The organism is Allobosea sp. FW305-C-101 (genome assembly GCF_058783685.1).
Map to the genome: position 1 here is coordinate 593,631 of NZ_JBYSYT010000001.1, position 17,356 is coordinate 610,986.

Annotated in this window: 18 protein-coding genes and 2 tRNA genes; 7 read left to right on the plus strand and 13 right to left on the minus strand. The window is 66.5% G+C overall.

Annotated features, from left to right (window positions below; translation table 11 throughout):
- Window positions 1–58 precede the first annotated feature (58 nt).
- The 3 genes from AC3WMA_RS02765 to AC3WMA_RS02775 all read left to right on the plus strand — a co-directional run bounded on the left by AC3WMA_RS02765 (window position 59) and on the right by AC3WMA_RS02775 (window position 1,005).
- Window positions 59–154, plus strand: a tRNA-Sec gene (locus AC3WMA_RS02765).
- A gap of 16 nt (window positions 155–170) precedes the next feature.
- Window positions 171–635 (plus strand): hypothetical protein, encoded by a 465-nt coding sequence (locus tag AC3WMA_RS02770; RefSeq protein ID WP_492283873.1) that lies wholly within the window; start codon window positions 171–173, stop codon window positions 633–635.
- On the plus strand, window positions 622–1,005 hold the full coding sequence (locus AC3WMA_RS02775; protein ID WP_492283874.1) for a hypothetical protein: 384 nt from the start codon (window positions 622–624) through the stop codon (window positions 1,003–1,005). Before AC3WMA_RS02770 ends, AC3WMA_RS02775 begins: the two co-directional genes overlap by 14 nt.
- 6 nt (window positions 1,006–1,011) lie before the next feature.
- On the opposite strand, the gene selD is transcribed toward AC3WMA_RS02775, so the two are convergent.
- On the minus strand, window positions 1,012–2,085 hold the full coding sequence (gene selD / locus AC3WMA_RS02780; RefSeq protein WP_492283875.1) for a selenide, water dikinase SelD: 1,074 nt from the start codon (window positions 2,083–2,085) through the stop codon (window positions 1,012–1,014).
- Between the two features lie 349 nt (window positions 2,086–2,434).
- On the opposite strand from selD, the gene AC3WMA_RS02785 reads away from it, so the two are divergent.
- Both AC3WMA_RS02785 and AC3WMA_RS02790 read left to right on the plus strand, forming a co-directional pair.
- Window positions 2,435–2,761, plus strand: a complete 327-nt coding sequence (locus tag AC3WMA_RS02785; protein WP_492283876.1) for a hypothetical protein — start codon at window positions 2,435–2,437, stop codon at window positions 2,759–2,761.
- Between the two features lie 160 nt (window positions 2,762–2,921).
- Window positions 2,922–2,997 (plus strand) — tRNA-Phe (locus AC3WMA_RS02790).
- 75 nt (window positions 2,998–3,072) lie between these two features.
- On the opposite strand, the gene AC3WMA_RS02795 is transcribed toward AC3WMA_RS02790, so the two are convergent.
- The 6 genes from AC3WMA_RS02795 to AC3WMA_RS02820 all read right to left on the minus strand — a co-directional run bounded on the left by AC3WMA_RS02795 (window position 3,073) and on the right by AC3WMA_RS02820 (window position 8,032).
- The gene (locus AC3WMA_RS02795) at window positions 3,073–4,353 is read right to left on the minus strand and encodes an NAD(P)/FAD-dependent oxidoreductase (RefSeq protein ID WP_492283877.1); all 1,281 of its coding nucleotides are present in this window, start codon (window positions 4,351–4,353) and stop codon (window positions 3,073–3,075) included.
- A complete protein-coding gene (locus AC3WMA_RS02800) occupies window positions 4,350–5,156 on the minus strand; it encodes a family 1 encapsulin nanocompartment shell protein (protein WP_492283878.1) in 807 nt (268 codons plus the stop codon). The genes AC3WMA_RS02795 and AC3WMA_RS02800 overlap by 4 nt, the downstream gene beginning before the upstream one ends.
- Window positions 5,149–6,201 carry a Dyp-type peroxidase gene (locus AC3WMA_RS02805; RefSeq protein ID WP_492283879.1) on the minus strand — a complete coding sequence of 351 codons (1,053 nt, stop codon included), beginning with the start codon at window positions 6,199–6,201 and terminating at the stop codon, window positions 5,149–5,151. Before AC3WMA_RS02805 ends, AC3WMA_RS02800 begins: the two co-directional genes overlap by 8 nt.
- Window positions 6,202–6,320: 119 nt before the next feature.
- Window positions 6,321–6,527 (minus strand): DNA gyrase inhibitor YacG, encoded by a 207-nt coding sequence (gene yacG / locus AC3WMA_RS02810; protein WP_492283880.1) that lies wholly within the window; start codon window positions 6,525–6,527, stop codon window positions 6,321–6,323.
- Window positions 6,520–7,341, minus strand: a complete 822-nt coding sequence (locus AC3WMA_RS02815) for an SDR family NAD(P)-dependent oxidoreductase (protein ID WP_492283881.1) — start codon at window positions 7,339–7,341, stop codon at window positions 6,520–6,522. Before AC3WMA_RS02815 ends, yacG begins: the two co-directional genes overlap by 8 nt.
- Before the next feature lie 82 nt (window positions 7,342–7,423).
- Window positions 7,424–8,032 carry a Maf-like protein gene (locus AC3WMA_RS02820; protein WP_492283882.1) on the minus strand — a complete coding sequence of 203 codons (609 nt, stop codon included), beginning with the start codon at window positions 8,030–8,032 and terminating at the stop codon, window positions 7,424–7,426.
- Window positions 8,033–8,329: 297 nt separating this feature from the next.
- Here AC3WMA_RS02820 and AC3WMA_RS02825 point away from each other — a divergent pair, with 297 nt between their 5' ends.
- The gene (locus AC3WMA_RS02825; RefSeq protein ID WP_492283883.1) at window positions 8,330–8,713 is read left to right on the plus strand and encodes a hypothetical protein; all 384 of its coding nucleotides are present in this window, start codon (window positions 8,330–8,332) and stop codon (window positions 8,711–8,713) included.
- A gap of 15 nt (window positions 8,714–8,728) precedes the next feature.
- Here the strand turns inward: AC3WMA_RS02825 and AC3WMA_RS02830 are convergent, their stop codons facing one another.
- From AC3WMA_RS02830 to AC3WMA_RS02845, 4 genes are all read right to left on the minus strand, one after another.
- The gene (locus AC3WMA_RS02830) at window positions 8,729–9,571 is read right to left on the minus strand and encodes a CDP-alcohol phosphatidyltransferase family protein (RefSeq protein ID WP_492283884.1); all 843 of its coding nucleotides are present in this window, start codon (window positions 9,569–9,571) and stop codon (window positions 8,729–8,731) included.
- A 246-nt stretch (window positions 9,572–9,817) separates the two neighbouring features.
- On the minus strand, window positions 9,818–10,567 hold the full coding sequence (locus tag AC3WMA_RS02835) for a phosphatidylserine decarboxylase (RefSeq protein WP_492283885.1): 750 nt from the start codon (window positions 10,565–10,567) through the stop codon (window positions 9,818–9,820).
- Between the two features lie 112 nt (window positions 10,568–10,679).
- Window positions 10,680–11,171 carry a hypothetical protein gene (locus AC3WMA_RS02840; protein ID WP_492283886.1) on the minus strand — a complete coding sequence of 164 codons (492 nt, stop codon included), beginning with the start codon at window positions 11,169–11,171 and terminating at the stop codon, window positions 10,680–10,682.
- A 204-nt stretch (window positions 11,172–11,375) separates the two neighbouring features.
- Window positions 11,376–13,325 carry an ABCB family ABC transporter ATP-binding protein/permease gene (locus tag AC3WMA_RS02845; RefSeq protein ID WP_492283887.1) on the minus strand — a complete coding sequence of 650 codons (1,950 nt, stop codon included), beginning with the start codon at window positions 13,323–13,325 and terminating at the stop codon, window positions 11,376–11,378.
- Window positions 13,326–13,462: 137 nt separating this feature from the next.
- Between AC3WMA_RS02845 and AC3WMA_RS02850 the strand changes: the two genes are divergently transcribed.
- Complete coding sequence (locus AC3WMA_RS02850) at window positions 13,463–13,801, plus strand: hypothetical protein (protein ID WP_492283888.1); 339 nt, start codon at window positions 13,463–13,465, stop codon at window positions 13,799–13,801.
- A 131-nt stretch (window positions 13,802–13,932) separates the two neighbouring features.
- Here AC3WMA_RS02850 and cimA read toward each other — a convergent pair whose 3' ends face one another.
- Both cimA and cysS read right to left on the minus strand, forming a co-directional pair.
- Window positions 13,933–15,531, minus strand: a complete 1,599-nt coding sequence (gene cimA / locus AC3WMA_RS02855; protein WP_492283889.1) for a citramalate synthase — start codon at window positions 15,529–15,531, stop codon at window positions 13,933–13,935.
- Window positions 15,532–15,634: 103 nt separating this feature from the next.
- Window positions 15,635–17,179, minus strand: coding sequence for a cysteine--tRNA ligase (gene cysS, locus AC3WMA_RS02860; protein ID WP_492283890.1), 1,545 nt, complete (start codon window positions 17,177–17,179; stop codon window positions 15,635–15,637).
- Window positions 17,180–17,356: the final 177 nt, after the last annotated feature.

A 17,356-nucleotide genomic window follows, 5' to 3' on the forward strand; every position in this document is an offset into this window, starting at 1 on the left:
GAGACGCATCAACCGGCGGCGGCTCGACCTGTTCGGCCGCCCGCCCGGCTGGAGCGATGGAGGAGAAGCGTCCCCGGTGGGGCGTCCGGACTTCAAATCCGGGAGGGGCCGTCAGACGGTCTCTGGTGGGTTCGACTCCCATTCTCTTCCGCCAGTTCACTGAGGGTCGCATGACGGACGCTGAAACAGCCGCCATCGACCTGATCGCCCGCTTCGAAGAGGCTGCGGAAGCCGCGCGCGAAGCCGAGGATGCCTATCGCCGTGAGGCTGCGATGCGGATCGACACGCTCGCGCAGGCCCGCAGCCGGGCTTTCCGGCGCCTCAACCTGCTGCGCCATGCGAGCACGACCATCGCGGCAGCCGAGGACCCCGGCGAGGCAGTCGCTCGCGCACGGCTCACCGTGGCGCAATCGCTGGGCTGGGACGAGATCGGGCCACGGCAGGACTTGGTTCTGACGCGGCTGACGCCCGTCTTCGAAGCCTTGCAGGCTGCCATGGCCGACGACCGCGACAGCCAGGACGCCGTGCAGGAGGCCCTCGCCACCTTCGAGGACTGGTACGGCGCCGAGACCGGCAGCGACTTCTACGTCCTGTTCGACCGCTACATGCCCGAGACGCCGCGTGTCGACTTCTAGGGGGCTGGGAACCGATTTCGACCGCTGGCTCGGCAAGCTCTTCCGCAAGGGCCCGTTCACGGCACTGATCGTGCTGGTGAAGATCGCCGAGCCCAAGGTCGAACCCTTGCGCTCGACCTTCGTCCATGTCGTCGGCAACGAGATCGACTGGGGCGACATCGTGCTGATGCTGCGCGGTGCCGGCGTCAACTGGGACGGCGCGGCCTTCTTTCCGACCCGCGACGACGATGGCGGGCTCGTGCCGGATGCGACCGCACGCAACCGGCTGCGCGAGCTCGAAGCGGCGCTGCGCGAGGACCGGCTCACCCTCAACAAGGGCGCCTTCTTCGATGTCTGGGGCCGGAACCTCGAAGTGCAGGAGACGCGGTGACGCGTCTCAGCTCACCACGACCTGCGCCGGCCCGGCCTCGACGGAACCGATGATCCGCGCCGCCGGATAGCCGGCAGCCTTGATCTGCGCCAGCACGGCCTCGGCCCGCCCCGCCGCACAGGAGACCAGCAGGCCGCCGGAGGTCTGCGGATCGGTCAGCAGATGGCGCTGCCAGTCCGGCAAACCGGCCGGCAGGACAGCGCCCTCGCCATAACTCGCCCAGTTGCGATGGGAGGCGCCGGTCACCCTGCCCTCCTGCGCGAGACGCTCGGCCTGGGACAGGAACGGCAAATCGGAAAGCCGGAGCTTCAGCGTGACGCCAGAGCCGCGCGCCATTTCGAGGCCGTGGCCGAGAATGCCGAAGCCGGTGACGTCCGTGATCGCGTGAACGGCATCGTCCTGCGCCAACTCGGCGCCGATCCGGTTGAGCAGTGTCGTCGAGGCGATCATCTCGTCATAGGCGGCGGTGGAGAGCTCACCTTTCTTGAAGGCGGCCGAATAGATGCCGACGCCCAGCCCCTTGGTCAGGATCAGTGCGTCGCCGGGCTTTGCGCCGCTGTTGCGGCGCAGGCTCGCAGGCTTGAGCAGGCCGATGACCGCGAGCCCGTAGATCGGCTCGGGCGCGTCGATCGAATGGCCGCCTGCGACCGGAATGCCGGCCTCGGCGCAGATCGAGGCGCCGCCTTTCAGGATCTCGCGTGTCACCTCGATCGGCAATTTGTCGAGTGGCATGCCAAGGATCGCGAGCGCCATGATCGGCTTGCCGCCCATCGCATAGACGTCCGAGATCGCATTGGTCGCGGCGATGCGGCCGAAATCGCGGGGGTCGTCGACGACCGGCATGAAGAAATCGGTGGTCGCGACGACGCAGGTTTCGTCATCGACCTGCCAGACGGCGGCATCGTCACCGGTCTCGATGCCGACGAGAAGCTGGGCGTAAGGGCCGGCGGCCGGATGCCCGGCGAGCAATTGCTGGAGCACGGCAGGCGCCAGCTTGCAGCCGCAGCCGCCGCCATGGGCCAGGCTGGTGAGACGCAGCGGCGCATCCGCCTCCGCCGCGAGCGGCCTCGTCTGGTTCATCGTTGGAAACTCCGGGAGATCGGGACCTGGCAGCTCTGCGGCAAAAACGGGAGCGCTCACGCAAAAGCGTTCATGCCATCGTCCCGGCCGAAATGGACCCCGGCACGCGGGAGCCGCAGCAGCAAGCATGCCCCATCGTTTCCGCATCGGCCGGCGGCGTCAACGCCATGTTTCGCGTAGCGGGCGGTGTCATCGCGCAGGCTTCGAAGAATCAAGCGGGCTTTTGCGCGCCGTCCCGATCCTGGAAAGAAGCGACTAACCAAAGGTCAGGCTTTCCGCTGCCGTCCGTACGCTTCGATGGTAATCTGATCTCTGGCTGACCGGGGCAACCTCCTTTGAAGGAGCGGCGATGGCTGACTGTATCCAGGACCTCCTCGCACGCGACATCGAGACGCTGCGCGTCGACGTGCTCAAGGCCGGCGTTCTCAACGCCAAGGCCCTGCAGGAAAGCGCGGAAATCCATGTCGCGCGCCTCCACGATGTGCTGCGGGCATCGAGCGAGCTGCATGAGGCCTCGTTCCAGGTGATGAACAACGTGATCGGTTTCGCCAGGCTGCTCTACAGTCAGGCTGCGATCGCCGAATCGGAACGCGCGCGCCATGCGGCGCTCACGGCCATCGATCGCCTGGCCGCCGTGCTCGGACACAGCGAGTCGCGGCAGGCGGCGGCGTCCTGAAGCGCTTTCGCACGCTGCCAGGTTGCGGGTGCCTCAATCCACAGGTTCGGAGCCAGTTGACGCCGCGATGAAGAAAGCCGGCTGAAGTGACTGGACAGGCCGAGCGCCTGCCTCTATATCGCCCCCACCAACACGGACGGCCTCGCGCCGCTCCCGGTTCGCCCAGGTAGCTCAGTTGGTAGAGCATGCGACTGAAAATCGCAGTGTCGGCGGTTCGACTCCGTCCCTGGGCACCATTTCCCTGCCAAGCAGCTGATCATACGACCAAGCCCGACCGACTTGCGCGCCCTCTCGGGGCGTCAAGCGATGCTTCATTGCGGCTCGCGTGAACCTGCCGAATCGCGCTGGGTGATGAGCCGGGCGCTGCGGTGGCCGCTGACATAGATCCAGAGCCAGTTGAGCGCGACGGCGAGCCGGTTGCGCAGGCCGATCAGGAAGAAGATGTGGGCGATGCCCCAGATCCACCAGGCCAGGCGCCCGCGCAGCTTGATCCAGCCGAAATCGACGATGGCCGCGCGCTTGCCGATCGTCGCGAGATTGCCGGCATTCCTGTAGGCGAAGGGCGGCGGGGCCGGCTTGCCCCGCAGCCGGGCCTTGATGAGATCGGCGACATAGCGCCCCTGCTGTTTGGCCGCCGGCGCGATGCCGGGCACCGGCTTGCCGTCCGCGCCGGCGACGAAGGCGGTATCGCCGATCACGAAGATATCGGGCTCGCCGGGCGCCGTAAGATCGGGCTCGACACGGACGCGGCCTGCCCGGTCGGCTGGCGTCTCCAACCATTCCGCCGCAGGCGAGGCTGCGACGCCCGCCGCCCACAAGGTGGTCCGCGCCGGCAGGAATTCAGCGCCGAGCATGATTCCGTCCGCACGGCACTCGGAAACCGGCTGCCCCAGCCTGACCTCGACCCCGAGGCGGTTCAGCGCCTGCTCGGCATAGGCCGAGAGGTCCTCGGTGAAGCCGGCCAGGATACGCGGGCCCGCTTCGACCAGGATGACGCGGGCACTGCGGGTGTCGATATTGCGGAAATCGCCGCGCAGCGTGTCATGCGCCAGCTCGGCGATGGTGCCGGCGAGCTCGACGCCGGTCGGCCCCGCGCCGATGATCACGAAGGTGAGCCATTGCGTCCGTCGCTCCGGGTCGGTCTCCCACTCGGCCTGCTCGAAGGCGGAGAGGATGCGCCGCCGGATGCGCGTCGCATCCTCCAGTGTCTTCACGCCCGGCGCATAGGGCTCCCATTCGTCATGGCCGAAATAGGAATGGCGGGCGCCGGTCGCGAGGATCAGCGTGTCGAAGCCGATCGGCCGCTCGTCCTCCAGCAGCACCTGCCTGTTCGCCCGATCGATACCGGTGACCGTGCCGAGCAGCGTCGTGACGTTCTTGTGGCCGCGCAGCAGGAAGCGGATCGGCCAGGCGATCTCGGAGGTCGGCAGCGAGGCGGTCGCGACCTGGTAGAGCAGCGGCTGGAACAGGTGATGGTTGCGCTGGTCGATCATGGTGATCCGGACCGGAGCACCCGCGAGGTTGCGCGCGGCTTCGAGCCCGCCGAAGCCGGCGCCGACGATGACGACGTGATGCTCCGTCCCGGTCGTCATCGGCCCTGCGGCGTCAGCGCGACAGCCGCTTCGGAGGTGAGCATGCGGAAAGTGAAGCTCTCCTGCAGGTAGAGTTCGACCGTCGTCGCCGTGTGAGCGAGATAGCCGATCGAGATATCCTGGCCGAGGTCGAGCTCGAAATCGCCGCCCCGCGTGGTCACGAGAAAGCCGCCCTCGATCGCCGGCGCCCAGATCACCCCACCATCCACGATCCGCTCGAGATGGTGGAAGATCGGATAGCCCTCCTCATTGCCGCCGCAGGCGGCCCGGTAGGCATCCTCGCCCAGTACCAGCGTATAGGGGCCGTTGCAGCCGGCGAGCTTGAGGTCGTTCAGAGCCCTGGCGACCGCCTCGGGGTAATCGTCGAGATCGGCCGGCAGCGGCACCGCAGCGTTGCTGCTGCCCTCGCGGATGCCGGTGATCCCCGCCGCCGCATAGCCCTCGAAGACGGCGCGATCCTCGGCGAAGGCGATCGTCCTGGCTGCATCCTTGACCGGCTGCCAGTCCGAATCGTCCGAGCCGCGCTCGACATCGTCGATCGCCTCGCGCGTCAGCGTGAAGGGCACGCGCAATTCAACCAGGGGCTGGGCTTGGCGCAGCAGCGAGCGGATGCCCTCGGCTGGTGCCTCGATCGGGCGGGTATGGCCGGTCCCGACAGCCGAGAAAGCAGTCCCCTTCGGTCCGTCCACATCGACGACGCGGCGCGCCGCGAGATAGCGCTTCAGCGTGCGCGAGGCTTCCTCCTCGATCTGCGCCCAGGCGGCGTCTGAGATGGGAGCGAGCTCCCGGTGCAGATTATTCATGGCCTGCCTCTTCCTTCAGGGAGCCGATGCCGAGCGAGCCGTCGCCGGGAAATCTGGGTGGAGCTGGTGAGGCCAGACCGGGCGTCGCGGGAGCCTGTGCCCTCTCGGCCTTCTCCGGCGTGACGCCGTCCAGGAAAGTTGCGCTCGGCACGAAGAACAGCGAGCCCGTGACCGCGCGGCTGAAATCGAGCAGCCGGTCGTAATTGCCCGGCGGCGAGCCCACGAACATGTTCTCCAGCATGCGCTCGATCCGGCGCGGCGTACGGGAGTAGCCGATGAAATAGGTGCCGGCCTCGCCTGTTCCAGCCTGGCCGAAGGGCATGTTGTCCCTGAGGATATCGACCGGCTCGCCATCCTCGGTGATGCTGGTCAGGACATTATGGGCATAGGGCTTCTTCACCGCGTCGGGCTGCTCGATATCGGAGAGCTTGTAGCGGCCGACGATGTTCTCCTGTTCCTCGACCGGCACTTTGTCCCAGCGCGCGATGTCGTGCAGGTATTTCTGGACGATGACATAGCTGCCACCCGCGAAGGCAGCGTCCTCGTCGCCGATCAGGGTGGCCGCGGCGGCGTCCGGTCCGGCCGGATTCTCGGTGCCGTCGACGAAACCGATCAGGTCGCGATCGTCGAAATAGCCGAAGCCATGGACTTCATCGACCGTGGTCACGGCGCCCTCGAGCCGCGCCATGATCTGCCGTGCCAGCTCGAAGCAGAGGTCCATCCGGCTGGCGGCACGGATGTGGAACAGCAGGTCGCCCGGCGTCGAGACGGCATGATGCACGCCACGGATCTCGCGGAACGGGTGCAATTCCTTCGGACGCGGCCCGTCGAAAAGCCGATCCCAGGCTTGCGAGCCGATGCCCATCACGCAGGACAGGTTGCCCTCGAGATCGCGGAAGCCGACCGCCCTGAGCAACCCGGACAGGTCGGCGCAGAGACCGCGTACTGCAGCTTCCGCCTCGCTGCCCGGATCGATCGTCACGACCAGGAAGATCGCCGAACGCGTCAGCGTCGCAAATACCGGTTGCGAGACGATGGAGGGCATGCCTGGATCCATGGACGACCGTTCGATAGGCTTGACGCGAACCCGTAGCTGCCCAGTGGCGGGCAGGCGCTCCAGCTTGCACCGACGCGGGGCCGGAACTCAATCCATCTCGCAACGGCTCAGTCCTCGCGCTCTCGCTGCTGCGGCGCGCCCTCTTCCGCCTCATCGACGGGCTCGCCGGGAATGACGTAGCTGCCTTTCAGCCAACGGCCGAGATCGATATCGGCGCAGCGCGACGAGCAGAACGGCTTGAAGCGCGCGACCGCCGGCTTGCCGCAGATCGAGCAGGGCTTTGCGGGCGGCGCGGCGTTTTCAGTGTCAGTCATATTTGAGCGTGATGCCTCCATCGACGACGAGTTCGATACCAGTGACGTAGCGGGCCTCGTCGCTGGCGAGGAAGAGCGCGGCATTGGCCACGTCCCAGGCCTCGCCCATATGCCCCATCGGGACCTGCGCGGCTCGCGCCGCCCACATCGCATCGACGTCGCCCTTGCCGTAGACTGCGGCGAGGCCAGCGGAATGCTCGACCATCGGCGTCTTCATCAGGCCGGGCAGGATGGCGTTCACGCGAACCCTCTGCGGCGCGTATTGCACGGCCGTGGTGCGGGTGAGCTGATTCAGCGCCGCCTTGGTCGCGGAATAGCTGGCATAGGGCACGCCGGTATGGCGGATCGAGGCGATCGACGAGATGTTGATGATCGAACCGCCCTCGCCGGTCTCCTCGAACTGGCGCTGCATCACCGGAATGACATGCTTCATCGCCAGGAAGGCGCCGGTGAGGTTGACCCGGAAGACGCGATCCCAGACCTCCTCGGAGAGATCGACCACGCTGCCGACCTCGGCGATGCCGACATTGTTGTCGAGGATGTCGATGCGGCCATAGCGGCCGAGCGCCTGGCCAACGAGCCCGGCGACCTGTTCCGCCTTCGTCACATCCGCCTGCATGGCGAAGGCCTCGCCGCCCTCGTTGCGGATGATGCCGGCGGTCTCCTCGGCCGCGTCGCGGTTGATGTCGGCGCAGACGACCCTGGCGCCCTCGCGCGCGAAAATCGTCGCCGTCGCCTTGCCATTGCCCCAGCCCGGCCCGATCGACCCCGCCCCGGCCACGATCGCGACCTTGCCGCTCAGACGTCCCGTCATCTCGGCTTCCCTCTCATCGACGTGTTTCCCGGCCGCAAGATCAGCCGCGAGAGGCGATCAGGCAACCCGCATCGGCGCCGTGTCAGGCTGCGTTCATCCAGCCGAAGCGGATGGGGAAGCCTTCGCCGCCCAAGAGGTTGACGGTCTCGTAGAGCGGCAGGCCGACGACGCCGGTATAGGAGCCGACGAGCTTGACGACGAAGGAGCCGGCAATGCCCTGCACGGCATAGCCGCCGGCCTTGCCGCGCCATTCGCCCGAGGCGAGGTAATTCTCGATATCCTCGGTGGAGAGGCGCTTGAAGCGCAGGCGCGTCTCGACGATGCGGTCGCGGATCGTGCCTGAGGGCGTCACCAATGCGACGCCGGTATAGACGCGATGCGCCCGGCCCGAGAGCAGGCGCAAGCAGGCGGCAGCCTCGTCGACGATCTCGGCCTTGGGCAGGATGCGCCGGCCGACGGCGACGACCGTATCGGCGGCGAGGATGTAGCAGCCTTCGAGATCGGCACGGGCCTTGGCGCCCTCGCGCGCGGCCTGCGCCTTCTCGCGCGCCAGGCGGCGAGCGAGGTCGCGCGGGCGTTCACCCTTCAGCGGGGTCTCGTCGAGATCGGCGGGCAGCAAAGCGTCCGGCTTGAGGCCAGCCTGCTCCAGCAGAGCGAGACGACGCGGCGAGGCCGATGCGAGAACGAGCATCGGCCGCCAGCCGGGATGCTTGGGAGTGGAGAAAAGGCTCAACAGGCTGCTCGACAGGATTCCAGGGGCCGGGAAAGATCGGCACCGGATCAGCCTTTAGAGCATTTCCGCAGCCCGATAAATCCATCCCCACCCGTATTGGTTGGCGTATCGTTTTGCGGAACCTGCTCCGGTTCCATGCAAGTGAAGCCTGTGGCTCTGGTATACTAGGCATTGCCAAGCGTTGCGGTTGGCCGCACAGTCCTACCCCCTCGGCGCTCCGCCCCTTGTTGCCGTCGACCTATTGGAGTTTCCCTCATGGCCCGACCGCGCAAATCGACGGGCTCCGCCCTCGCGACCGGGGCGGAGGCGCAGGTTCTCGCGGCCCGCCTGATGTCCATGCATGCCGACGCCGGGCTGACCATCGCGATGCGGATGCCGCTGCTGATGAAGGGGGCCTTCGGCGACAGCCGCGGCCAGCGCGAGGCGACCAAGGCCGTGACGGAGAAGGTTTCGGCCGTGCTCGAGAGCAGCTTTGCCGCCACACAGGCGACGACGGCCTTCTGGTGGGGGCTGGCCCTCAACCCGTTCGGCCAGCTCGATCTAGCGACGGCTGCCGTCAAGGCCGCCGACAGCACGCTGGAGCCCTTCGCCCGGCGCACCCGCGCCAATGCGGCGCGCCTCAGCGGCTACCGCCGCTAAGCTTCAAGCTGACGATCAGCTCTGGCTTTCATTAGCAGGTTCCGTCGCGGGGACCGGCGCCTGCTGCGCATGCTCGCGCTCCAGCTTGCGGTAGCGCGCGACGCTGACCGGAATCAGCGCGAGATAGGCGATCACGACGACCGCCAGCACCTCGAACGTGTAGGCGAAGAGCAGGCCGGCGACGATCACCACCGCGACGAAGATCGGCAGCACCTGGTTGCGCGGAACACGCGTGCCGAGGGTCTTGCCGGCATAGCAAGGGATGCGCGAGATCGTCAGGAAGGCGATGAACAGGATGTAGATGCCGACGAAGAGCGCGCCGTATTCCTGCACGGGCACGCCGATGATGTGGAGATAGACCGGCAGCATCGCGGTGATCGCACCGGCCGGGGCCGGCATGCCGACGAAGAAGTTCTTCTGCCATTCCGGACGATCGGGATCATCAATCATCACATTGAAGCGCGCGAGCCTCAATGCCATGGCACAGGCCAGCGTCAGCACGATGATCCAGCCGAACGACTTCAGGTCGTGCAGGACGAAGATCCAGAGCACGTAGCCGGTGGCGACGCCGAAATTGACGAAATCAGAGAGCGAATCGAGTTCGGCGCCGAAGCGCGAGGTGCCTTTGAGCATGCGAGCAAGGCGGCCGTCGACACCGTCGAGCGCCGCGGCAATCAGGATACAGATCGTCGCGGTCTCCAGCTTGCCTTCGACGATAAGGCGCATCGCGGTCAGGCCGAGGCAGAGCGCCAATAGCGTGATGACGTTCGGCGCCAGCAGCCGGAAGGGAATCGGCTTGAAGCGGGCGCGCTTGGATTCGGCGCGCTCGGGTTCGAAGGGAGGAAACAGGTCGCTCATGTCAGCCGGAATACGCGGTTTTGAGGGCGCAGGCTAGGCGCCCACGCGTGTCATCCCGCACGCGCTGCGGCGCACAGTGCCGCTGCGCAGATGCGGGATCGTCATCAGGAGAAGGCGCTTTTCTCGGCGCCATTCGAGAAGGGAGCTTCTTTCGGGAGGTGGTCCCGTGTCTGCGCAGCGGCATTCGCATGCCGCAGCGCGCACGGGATGACACTGCCCCTCAGAAACGGCCCTTCGAGCGCGCTCTCAGATGTCGCGGAAGCTGCGCGCCACCGGCTCGTTGCCGGTCAGGTCGGCGAGCACGGTCTCGCCGGCGATCGCGGTCTGGCCCTCGCCGACCAGCGGCACGACATGGGACGGCAGGTAGACGTCGACGCGCGAGCCGAAGCGGATCAGGCCGAAACGCTCGCCGGTGCCCAGCACATCGCCTTCCTTGACGAAGGGCACGATGCGCCGCGCGATCAGGCCGGCGATCTGGACGACGCCGACGATGCCCGACTTGGTCTCGATCGCCAGCGCGTTGCGCTCGTTGTCGTCGCTCGCCTTGTCGAGCTCGGCATTGAGGAAGAGGCCGGGCGTATAGGCGATCTTGGCGATGCGGCCGGGCACGGGCGCGCGGTTCACATGGCAGTCGAAGACGTTCATGAAGATCGAGATGCGGGTCATCGGCTCGGCCGGCAACTCAAGCTCCGGCGGCGGCAGCGACTGCGCGATCTGGCTGATGCGGCCGTCGGCCGGCGAAATCACCAGCCCTTCCCGTTGCGGTGTGACGCGGACGGGATCGCGGAAGAAATAGCAGATCCAGATCGTGATGATCGCGCCGATCCAGCCGAAGGGCGACCAGAGATTGGCGAGGATGATCGTCGACACGAGGCCGATCGCGATGAAGACATAGCCCTCCTTGTGGATGGGCACGATCACCTTGCGGACGGAATCGACGAGGGACATGTGGCGGTTTCCGTTGGGCTGCCGGCGCGAGGCGCACGGGAATGACATTGTCGCCGCCGAAGGCCGGCGGCGAGCGTTGCGCTGATTTAGGAGGTTCCGGCGCGAAGGGAAAGCCCCGGTGCGCGCCGGTGGACGGCGCGCGATGTCGCGGCCGGCCCGGTCAGGCTGTCCGCTGTGGCACCTGGACGAAGCGCACCGCCGCCTTCCAGGTCAACAGGGCGAAGACGACGAGCACGATCCCCTGGGCGATGCCGAAGGGCGGCTCGGATTGCGTCGGCGCCAGGGCATGCAGGGCCGGAACCTTGCCGAAGAGCTGCGCGACGAGCACGAAGATCAGCAGGTAGAAGGAGAGCACGGCCATGATCGCGTAGATGCGGCGCCAGCTTCCTTCAAGACGCCGCCCATAGAGCGCGTAGCCGGCGATCGCGACCAGCACGATATGGATCGCGCCGACGACATGGGACGGAAGCACCCCGTTGAACGGGAAGCCGAAGCCGGTCGCGCTGGTGGCGAAGGCCGTGGAGAGGAAGATTCCGGTCCAGCCCGGCCGCGTATGCCCATGCAGCAGGCCCATCGTGACTGGAAACCCGGCGACGATGGCCACAAGGCTCAGCCAGGTGTGGAAACCTACGAATGTGGTCGGATCGAACATGGCAGCCCCCCAGCTTTACCCTGCCGGGGCAGCATGCAGGAAACGGACCGCAGTTGCGAGCAGTTTCAAACTGGTGAAACACGTCATTCTCGGGCGCAGCGAAGCGCAGACCCGAGAATCTCCGGCAGGATGAGGCTCCTGAGCGCACTGGTCATGAGATGCCCGGGTCAAGCCCGGGCATGACGACCTTTGACGGCCCAGCTTCTACGACAATGTCACCCGGACGCTCTCGCCCTCGGCCTCGGTCGCGCGCTGGAGCGTCGCCTTGGCTTCGTCGACCTCTCGCTGGCGGTTCCACATCGCGGCGTAGACGCCGTTCGCCGCCAGCAGGTCGCGGTGGTGGCCGCGCTCGACGATCTGGCCCTTGTCGAGCACGATGATCTCGTCGGCATTGACCACGGTCGAGAGCCGGTGGGCGATGACCAGCGTGGTGCGGCCTTCGCTGACCCGGTCGAGCGCGTCCTGGATCTCCTTCTCCGTGAAGGAATCGAGCGCCGAGGTCGCCTCGTCGAGGACGAGGACCGGCGGGCCCTTCAGGATGGTGCGGGCAATCGCAACGCGCTGCTTCTCGCCGCCGGAAAGCTTCAGGCCGCGCTCGCCGACGGAGGTCGCATAGCCTTCCGGCAGCAGGCGGATGAAGCGGTCGATCTGGGCAAGGCGCGCGGCCTCCTCGACCTCGGCCGTCGTCGCCTCGGGGCGACCGTAGAGGATGTTGTACTCGATGGTGTCGTTGAACAGCACCGTGTCCTGCGGGACCATGCCGATCGCGGCTCGCAGCGAGACCTGCTGGACATCGGCGATCGGCTGGCCGTCGATCAGGATGCGGCCCGCTTGCGGCTCGTAGAAGCGGAAGAGCAGACGCGAGATCGTCGACTTGCCGGCGCCGGACGGGCCGACGATGGCGACGGTCTGCCCCGGCAGGACCTTGAACGAGACGCCGCGCAGGATCGGCCGCTCCGGCACATAGGCGAAATGCACGTCCTCGAACGCGACCTCGCCGGCCGGCACCGCCAGCGGCTGCGCACCAGGCTTGTCCTGGATCTCGGGATCGCGGCCGATCAGCGAGAACATCTGGGCGATGTCGAGCGTCGCCTGCTTGATCTCGCGATAGACCGTGCCCATGAAATTCAGCGGCAGGTAAAGCTGGATCAGCATGGCGTTAATCAGGATGAGGTCACCGACCGTGTTGGTGCCGGCCTGGAAGCCGCGCACTGCCATCACCATCGACAGCGTCAGCCCCACCGCGAAGATCGCGGCCTGGCCGAAGTTCAGCCAGGCGAGCGAGGTGTAGGACTTGATCGAGTTACGCTCGTAGCGCGCCATCGACTGGTCGTAGCGCGCGGTCTCGCGGGCCTCGGCGCCGAAATACTTCACCGTCTCGTAGTTGAGCAGCGAGTCGATCGCCTTGGCATTGGCGTCGGTATCCGACTCGTTCATCGCCGAGCGGATGGCGATGCGCCACTCCGTCGCCTTGATGGTGTAGGTCATATAGGCCGTGACCATCGTGACCAGCACGACGACATAGCGCCAGTCGAACAGGTAGAGCAGCACGGCGATGATCAGCGCGACCTCGATGATCACCGGCACGAGCTGGTTGAGGCCGAGGCGGACCATCTCCTCGATGCCGTTGCGGCCGCGCTCCAGCACGCGGGTGAGCCCGCCCGTCTTTCGCTCCAGATGGAAGCGCAGCGAGAGATGGTGGAGATGGCCGAAGGTCTGCAGCGCGAGCGTTCGCACCGCATGCATGAAGACCGGTGCGAAAATCGCGTCGCGCATCTGGACGAAGGCAGCCGCGCCGACGCGGGCGAGGCCGTAAAGCACCGTCAGGGCCAGCGGCGCGCCAACGAGCCAGGGCAACCATTTCTCAAGGTTCGAATAGGAACCGGCCAGCGCGTCCGTCACCCATTTGAAGGTGAAGGGGACGCCCATCAGCACGAGCCGCCCACACACCATCAGCGCGAAGGCCGCGACGACGCGGCCACGCAGATCGGCACGCTCCGCCGGCCAGAGATAGGGCCAGAGCGCGTGGAAGGTGGCGAAGAAGCCGGACCCGGGCTGGATCACGGCGGAACGGTGAAAGCTCGGCGCCGGGGGCGACGCTGACGGCGCTGACATTTTCAAACGATTCCAGTTAGAGCGCCCATATAGACGCATTCACACGTCGTTGCATGGGAATGTCGTTGCGTGGGGAGCATGCGGCGGGCTGCCCGAAAGCTGCCTTGCCATCGCCCCATCACGGGTATCTGATCCCCAGCAGAGCGCGCGACGCTCGAGATGGGGAAGGAAATATCATGAAGGCTCAACAGCTTGCAGTTGCCGGGACCGGCATTGCCGCCGCGCTCCTCCTCGCCCTGCCCGCCCTGGCGCAGAGTTCCCGGCCGCATCCTCAGATCACGATCACCAACCAGCGCACCGTGCCGCTCAGCAATTTCGCGATCGCGACGCCGGGCGACCAACCGCGCCTCGTCGCCAAGCTCGCCAAGCCGCTGGCGCCCGGCAAGAGCGTCGCGCTCAAGCTCAACAAGCCGCAGGGCTGCGCCTATACGGTGCAGGCACGATTCGAGGACGAAGCCGAGAGCGACGCCGACATGGACCTCTGCAAGGATCGCGTGATCCGGCTGACGGAGTGAGGCTACGTCCTTCTCCCCTCGGGGGAGAAGGTGTCTGCGAAGCAGACGGATGAGGGAAGAATGGCGCCGACGGCCCTCATCCGTCAGCGCTTCGCGCTGCCACCTTCTCCCCCGAGGGGAGAAGGAGAAAATCACGCCGTCGCGCCCGCCTTGACCAGCTTGTACGTGATCGAGTCGACCAGCGCCTGGAACGAGGCGTCTATGATGTTGGCGCTGACGCCGACCGTGGTCCAGCGCTCGCCGGTCTCGTCGCCCGATTCGATCAGCACGCGCGTGACGGCATCGGTGCCGCCCTGGAAGATACGGACCTTGTAGTCCACGAGGCGTAAGCCCCCGATCAGTGACTGGTAGCGGCCGAGATCCTTGCGCAAGGCGATGTCGAGCGCGTTGACCGGGCCGGCATCGCCCTCCGCCGCCGAGATCAGCAGGTCGTCGCCAACCTTCACCTTCACGATCGCCTCGGAGAAGGTGACGAGCTCGCCCAGCGCATTGTAGCGGCGCTCGACATTCACGGCGAAGCGCTCGACCGCGAAATAATCCGGGACTTCGCCGAGGATGCGCTTCACCAGCAGGAAGAAGGACGCGTCGGCGCCCTCGAAAGCGTAGCCCTGCGCCTCCTTGTCCTTGACCTCCTGCAGCACCCGGTTGAGGCGGGGATCGTCGCGGCCGAGCGTGACGCCGATGCGCTCCAGCTCGGCGACGAGGTTCGACTTGCCGCCCTGGTCGGAGATCAGAACCTTGCGGGTGTTGCCGGTCGCTTCCGGCGCGACATGCTCGTAGGTGCGCGGGTCCTTCAGCACGGCCGAGGCGTGAATGCCGGCCTTGGTGGCGAAGGCTGAGGCGCCGACGAAGGGCGCATGCCGGTTCGGGGCACGGTTCAGCATCTCGTCGAGCGCGCGCGAGACGTGGGTCAATTCGCCGAGTTGGTCCTCGCTGACACCGAGTTCGAAACGGTCGCGATAGCGTTCCTTGAGCTTCAGCGCGCCGATCAGCGTGACGAGATTGGCATTGCCGCAGCGCTCGCCCAGACCATTGAGCGTGCCCTGGATCTGGCGGACGCCGGCCTCGACCGCCGCGAGCGAATTGGCGACCGCGCAGCCGCAATCGTCATGGGCGTGGATGCCGAGATGATCGCCAGGTACGATCTTGGCGACCTCGCGCACGATCGCGCCGACCTCGTCGGGCAGCGTGCCGCCATTCGTGTCGCAGAGCACGACCCAGCGGGCGCCAGCCTCATAGGCCGTGCGGGCGCAGGCGAGCGCGTAGTCGGGATTGGCCTTGTAGCCATCGAAGAAATGCTCGCAATCGAGCATCACCTCGCGGCCGGCGGCCTTCGCCACTGCTACGCTCTCGGCGATACCGGCAAGGTTCTCCTCCAGCGAAATCTCGAGCGCGACATGAACATGGTAGTCCCAGGCCTTGGCGACGAAGACGATGGCGTCGGCCTTGGCCTCCAGCAGCGCGGCGATGCCGGGATCGTTGGCGGCCGAGCGCCCTGCCCGCTTGGTCATGCCGAAGGCGGCGAATTTCGCCTGCTTCGTCGCCTTCTGCTCGAAGAAAGCGGTGTCGAGCGGATTGGCGCCGGGGTAGCCGCCCTCGACATAATCGACGCCGAGCCGGTCGAGCAGGCTTGCTACGGCGCGCTTGTCGTCGAGCGAGAAATCGACGCCCGTCGTCTGGGCGCCGTCGCGCAGCGTCGTATCGAAGAGATGGACGCGTGCCGCGCTCATCGCTCGCGCCGAAGCTTGAAGCGAACGACGCGCGGCACGACCATCGCCAGCATGACCAGCTTGATGGCGAAGGAAAGCGAGCCCGCCGGGCGGATCTTCGGGCTCATCGCTTCACCTCCCAGCTGGTCGTGGGCTCGCCGGTCACCGGGTCCTTGCCGTCCTTGAGCGCGATGCCCATCGCCGCGAGCTCGTCGCGGAGGCGATCGGACTCGGCGAAGTTCTTCGCGCGGCGGGCGTCGAGGCGGGCGGCTATGAGAGCCTTTACAGTCTCGGCGTCGATGCGGGTCTGTGCTGACGAGATCGTAGTACCGCCAGCGTCGAGATGCTGGCCGCCCCGATAATTCGTGTTGCGCGCATCTTCAACGAAGGCCTCGAAACCTAGAAGCTCCAGCGCGCCGGCCAGTTCGTCCCTGGCAACCTCGTCGCCTCCCCGCGCGCTCCTTGCGCGAGCCCGCAATGCAGCGAGCGCCGCCGCTCCGTTCAAATCATCGCTCAGGGCCACAACGACATCTGCCGCCGGACGGGATTGCAACGAAGTCGAGAGCAGACGGTGCCACTGTTTCAGCTCGTTCTCCGCCTCCTCCAGCGCCTTCACCGTCCAGTCGATCGGCTGGCGGTAATGGGTCTTGAGCATCGCGAGGCGCAGTACCTCACCCGGCCAGGTCCGGCCGCCGAAGACATCCGTTTCCAGCAGTTCGTTGATGGTGACGAAGTTGCCGAGCGATTTCGACATCTTCTCGCCTTCGACCTGCAGGAAGCCGTTATGCATCCAGATATTGGCCATCAGCGGCTGCCCTTCCGCCCCGCCAAAGGCGCAGCAGGATTGAGTGATCTCGTTCTCGTGGTGCGGGAAGACGAGATCGATGCCGCCGCCATGGATGTCGAAGACGTTCTTCATGGGATCGTCGCAGGCGAGCCCGCCGCCGAAGGGGGTCAGCAGCTTCGCCATCGACATCGCCGAGCACTCGATATGCCAGCCCGGGCGGCCGGGCGTGACGATGCCGGCCGGGGACGGCCAGCCGGGATCGATGCCATCGCGGCTCGGCTTCCACAGCACGAAATCCATCGCGTCGCGCTTATAGGGCGCGACATCGACGCGGGCGCCGGCCAGCATCTCGTCGAGCGAGCGGCGGGCGAGCGTGCCGTATTTCGGAGCCTTCTTGAGATGAGCAACGGCCGGGACGTGGAAGAGCACGTGCTCCTCGGCGACATAGGCGACGCCGCGCGCGATCAGGCGCTCGATGATCGCCTTCATCTCCTCGATATGCTCGGTGGCGCGCGGCTCCGTCGTCGGCCGGAGCGTGCCGAGCGCATCGATATCGGCGTGGAACTGCGCCGTCGTCGTCTCGGTGACCTTGGCGATCGCCTCGTTCAGCGGCAGGCCGGGATAGTCACGCGCCGCGCGGGCGTTGATCTTGTCGTCGACGTCCGTGAGGTTGCGGGCATAGGTGACGTGATCGGCGCCGTAGATATGGCGCAGCAGCCGGTAGAGCACGTCGAAGACGATCACCGGGCGGGCATTGCCGATATGGGCGTAGTCGTAGACCGTCGGGCCGCAGACATACATGCGGACATTCGACGGATCGATCGGCGCGAAGTCCTGCTTCGTCCGCGTCAGCGTGTTGTAGAGCCTCAGGGTCGGCGACATCGGGGCTAAATCCTGGGAAACGAACGGCGAAATACGAAAGGGCGACCTGGCCGCTGGCCGGGGGCGCTTTTGTCGGTTCGTTTTTCAGGACGAGGACGTGAGCAGCCGGCCAGCGAAAGCTAGCGGCAAATAATGCAAGTGCTGTTGATGGCGGCTCGCGTCATGGTCCGACCTGAT

Coding starts and splice junctions, on each gene's coding strand:
- AC3WMA_RS02770 (WP_492283873.1), top strand. CDS start 171: ATGACGGACGCTGAAACAGCCGCCATCGACCTGATCGCCCGCTTCGAA.
- selD (WP_492283875.1), bottom strand. CDS start 2,085: ATGAACCAGACGAGGCCGCTCGCGGCGGAGGCGGATGCGCCGCTGCGT.
- AC3WMA_RS02785 (WP_492283876.1), top strand. CDS start 2,435: ATGGCTGACTGTATCCAGGACCTCCTCGCACGCGACATCGAGACGCTG.
- AC3WMA_RS02795 (WP_492283877.1), bottom strand. CDS start 4,353: ATGACGACCGGGACGGAGCATCACGTCGTCATCGTCGGCGCCGGCTTC.
- AC3WMA_RS02800 (WP_492283878.1), bottom strand. CDS start 5,156: ATGAATAATCTGCACCGGGAGCTCGCTCCCATCTCAGACGCCGCCTGG.
- AC3WMA_RS02805 (WP_492283879.1), bottom strand. CDS start 6,201: ATGCCCTCCATCGTCTCGCAACCGGTATTTGCGACGCTGACGCGTTCG.
- yacG (WP_492283880.1), bottom strand. CDS start 6,527: ATGACTGACACTGAAAACGCCGCGCCGCCCGCAAAGCCCTGCTCGATC.
- AC3WMA_RS02815 (WP_492283881.1), bottom strand. CDS start 7,341: ATGACGGGACGTCTGAGCGGCAAGGTCGCGATCGTGGCCGGGGCGGGG.
- AC3WMA_RS02820 (WP_492283882.1), bottom strand. CDS start 8,032: ATGCTCGTTCTCGCATCGGCCTCGCCGCGTCGTCTCGCTCTGCTGGAG.
- AC3WMA_RS02825 (WP_492283883.1), top strand. CDS start 8,330: ATGGCCCGACCGCGCAAATCGACGGGCTCCGCCCTCGCGACCGGGGCG.
- AC3WMA_RS02830 (WP_492283884.1), bottom strand. CDS start 9,571: ATGAGCGACCTGTTTCCTCCCTTCGAACCCGAGCGCGCCGAATCCAAG.
- AC3WMA_RS02835 (WP_492283885.1), bottom strand. CDS start 10,567: ATGTCATTCCCGTGCGCCTCGCGCCGGCAGCCCAACGGAAACCGCCAC.
- AC3WMA_RS02840 (WP_492283886.1), bottom strand. CDS start 11,171: ATGTTCGATCCGACCACATTCGTAGGTTTCCACACCTGGCTGAGCCTT.
- AC3WMA_RS02845 (WP_492283887.1), bottom strand. CDS start 13,325: ATGCGTCTATATGGGCGCTCTAACTGGAATCGTTTGAAAATGTCAGCG.
- AC3WMA_RS02850 (WP_492283888.1), top strand. CDS start 13,463: ATGAAGGCTCAACAGCTTGCAGTTGCCGGGACCGGCATTGCCGCCGCG.
- cimA (WP_492283889.1), bottom strand. CDS start 15,531: ATGAGCGCGGCACGCGTCCATCTCTTCGATACGACGCTGCGCGACGGC.
- cysS (WP_492283890.1), bottom strand. CDS start 17,179: ATGTCGCCGACCCTGAGGCTCTACAACACGCTGACGCGGACGAAGCAG.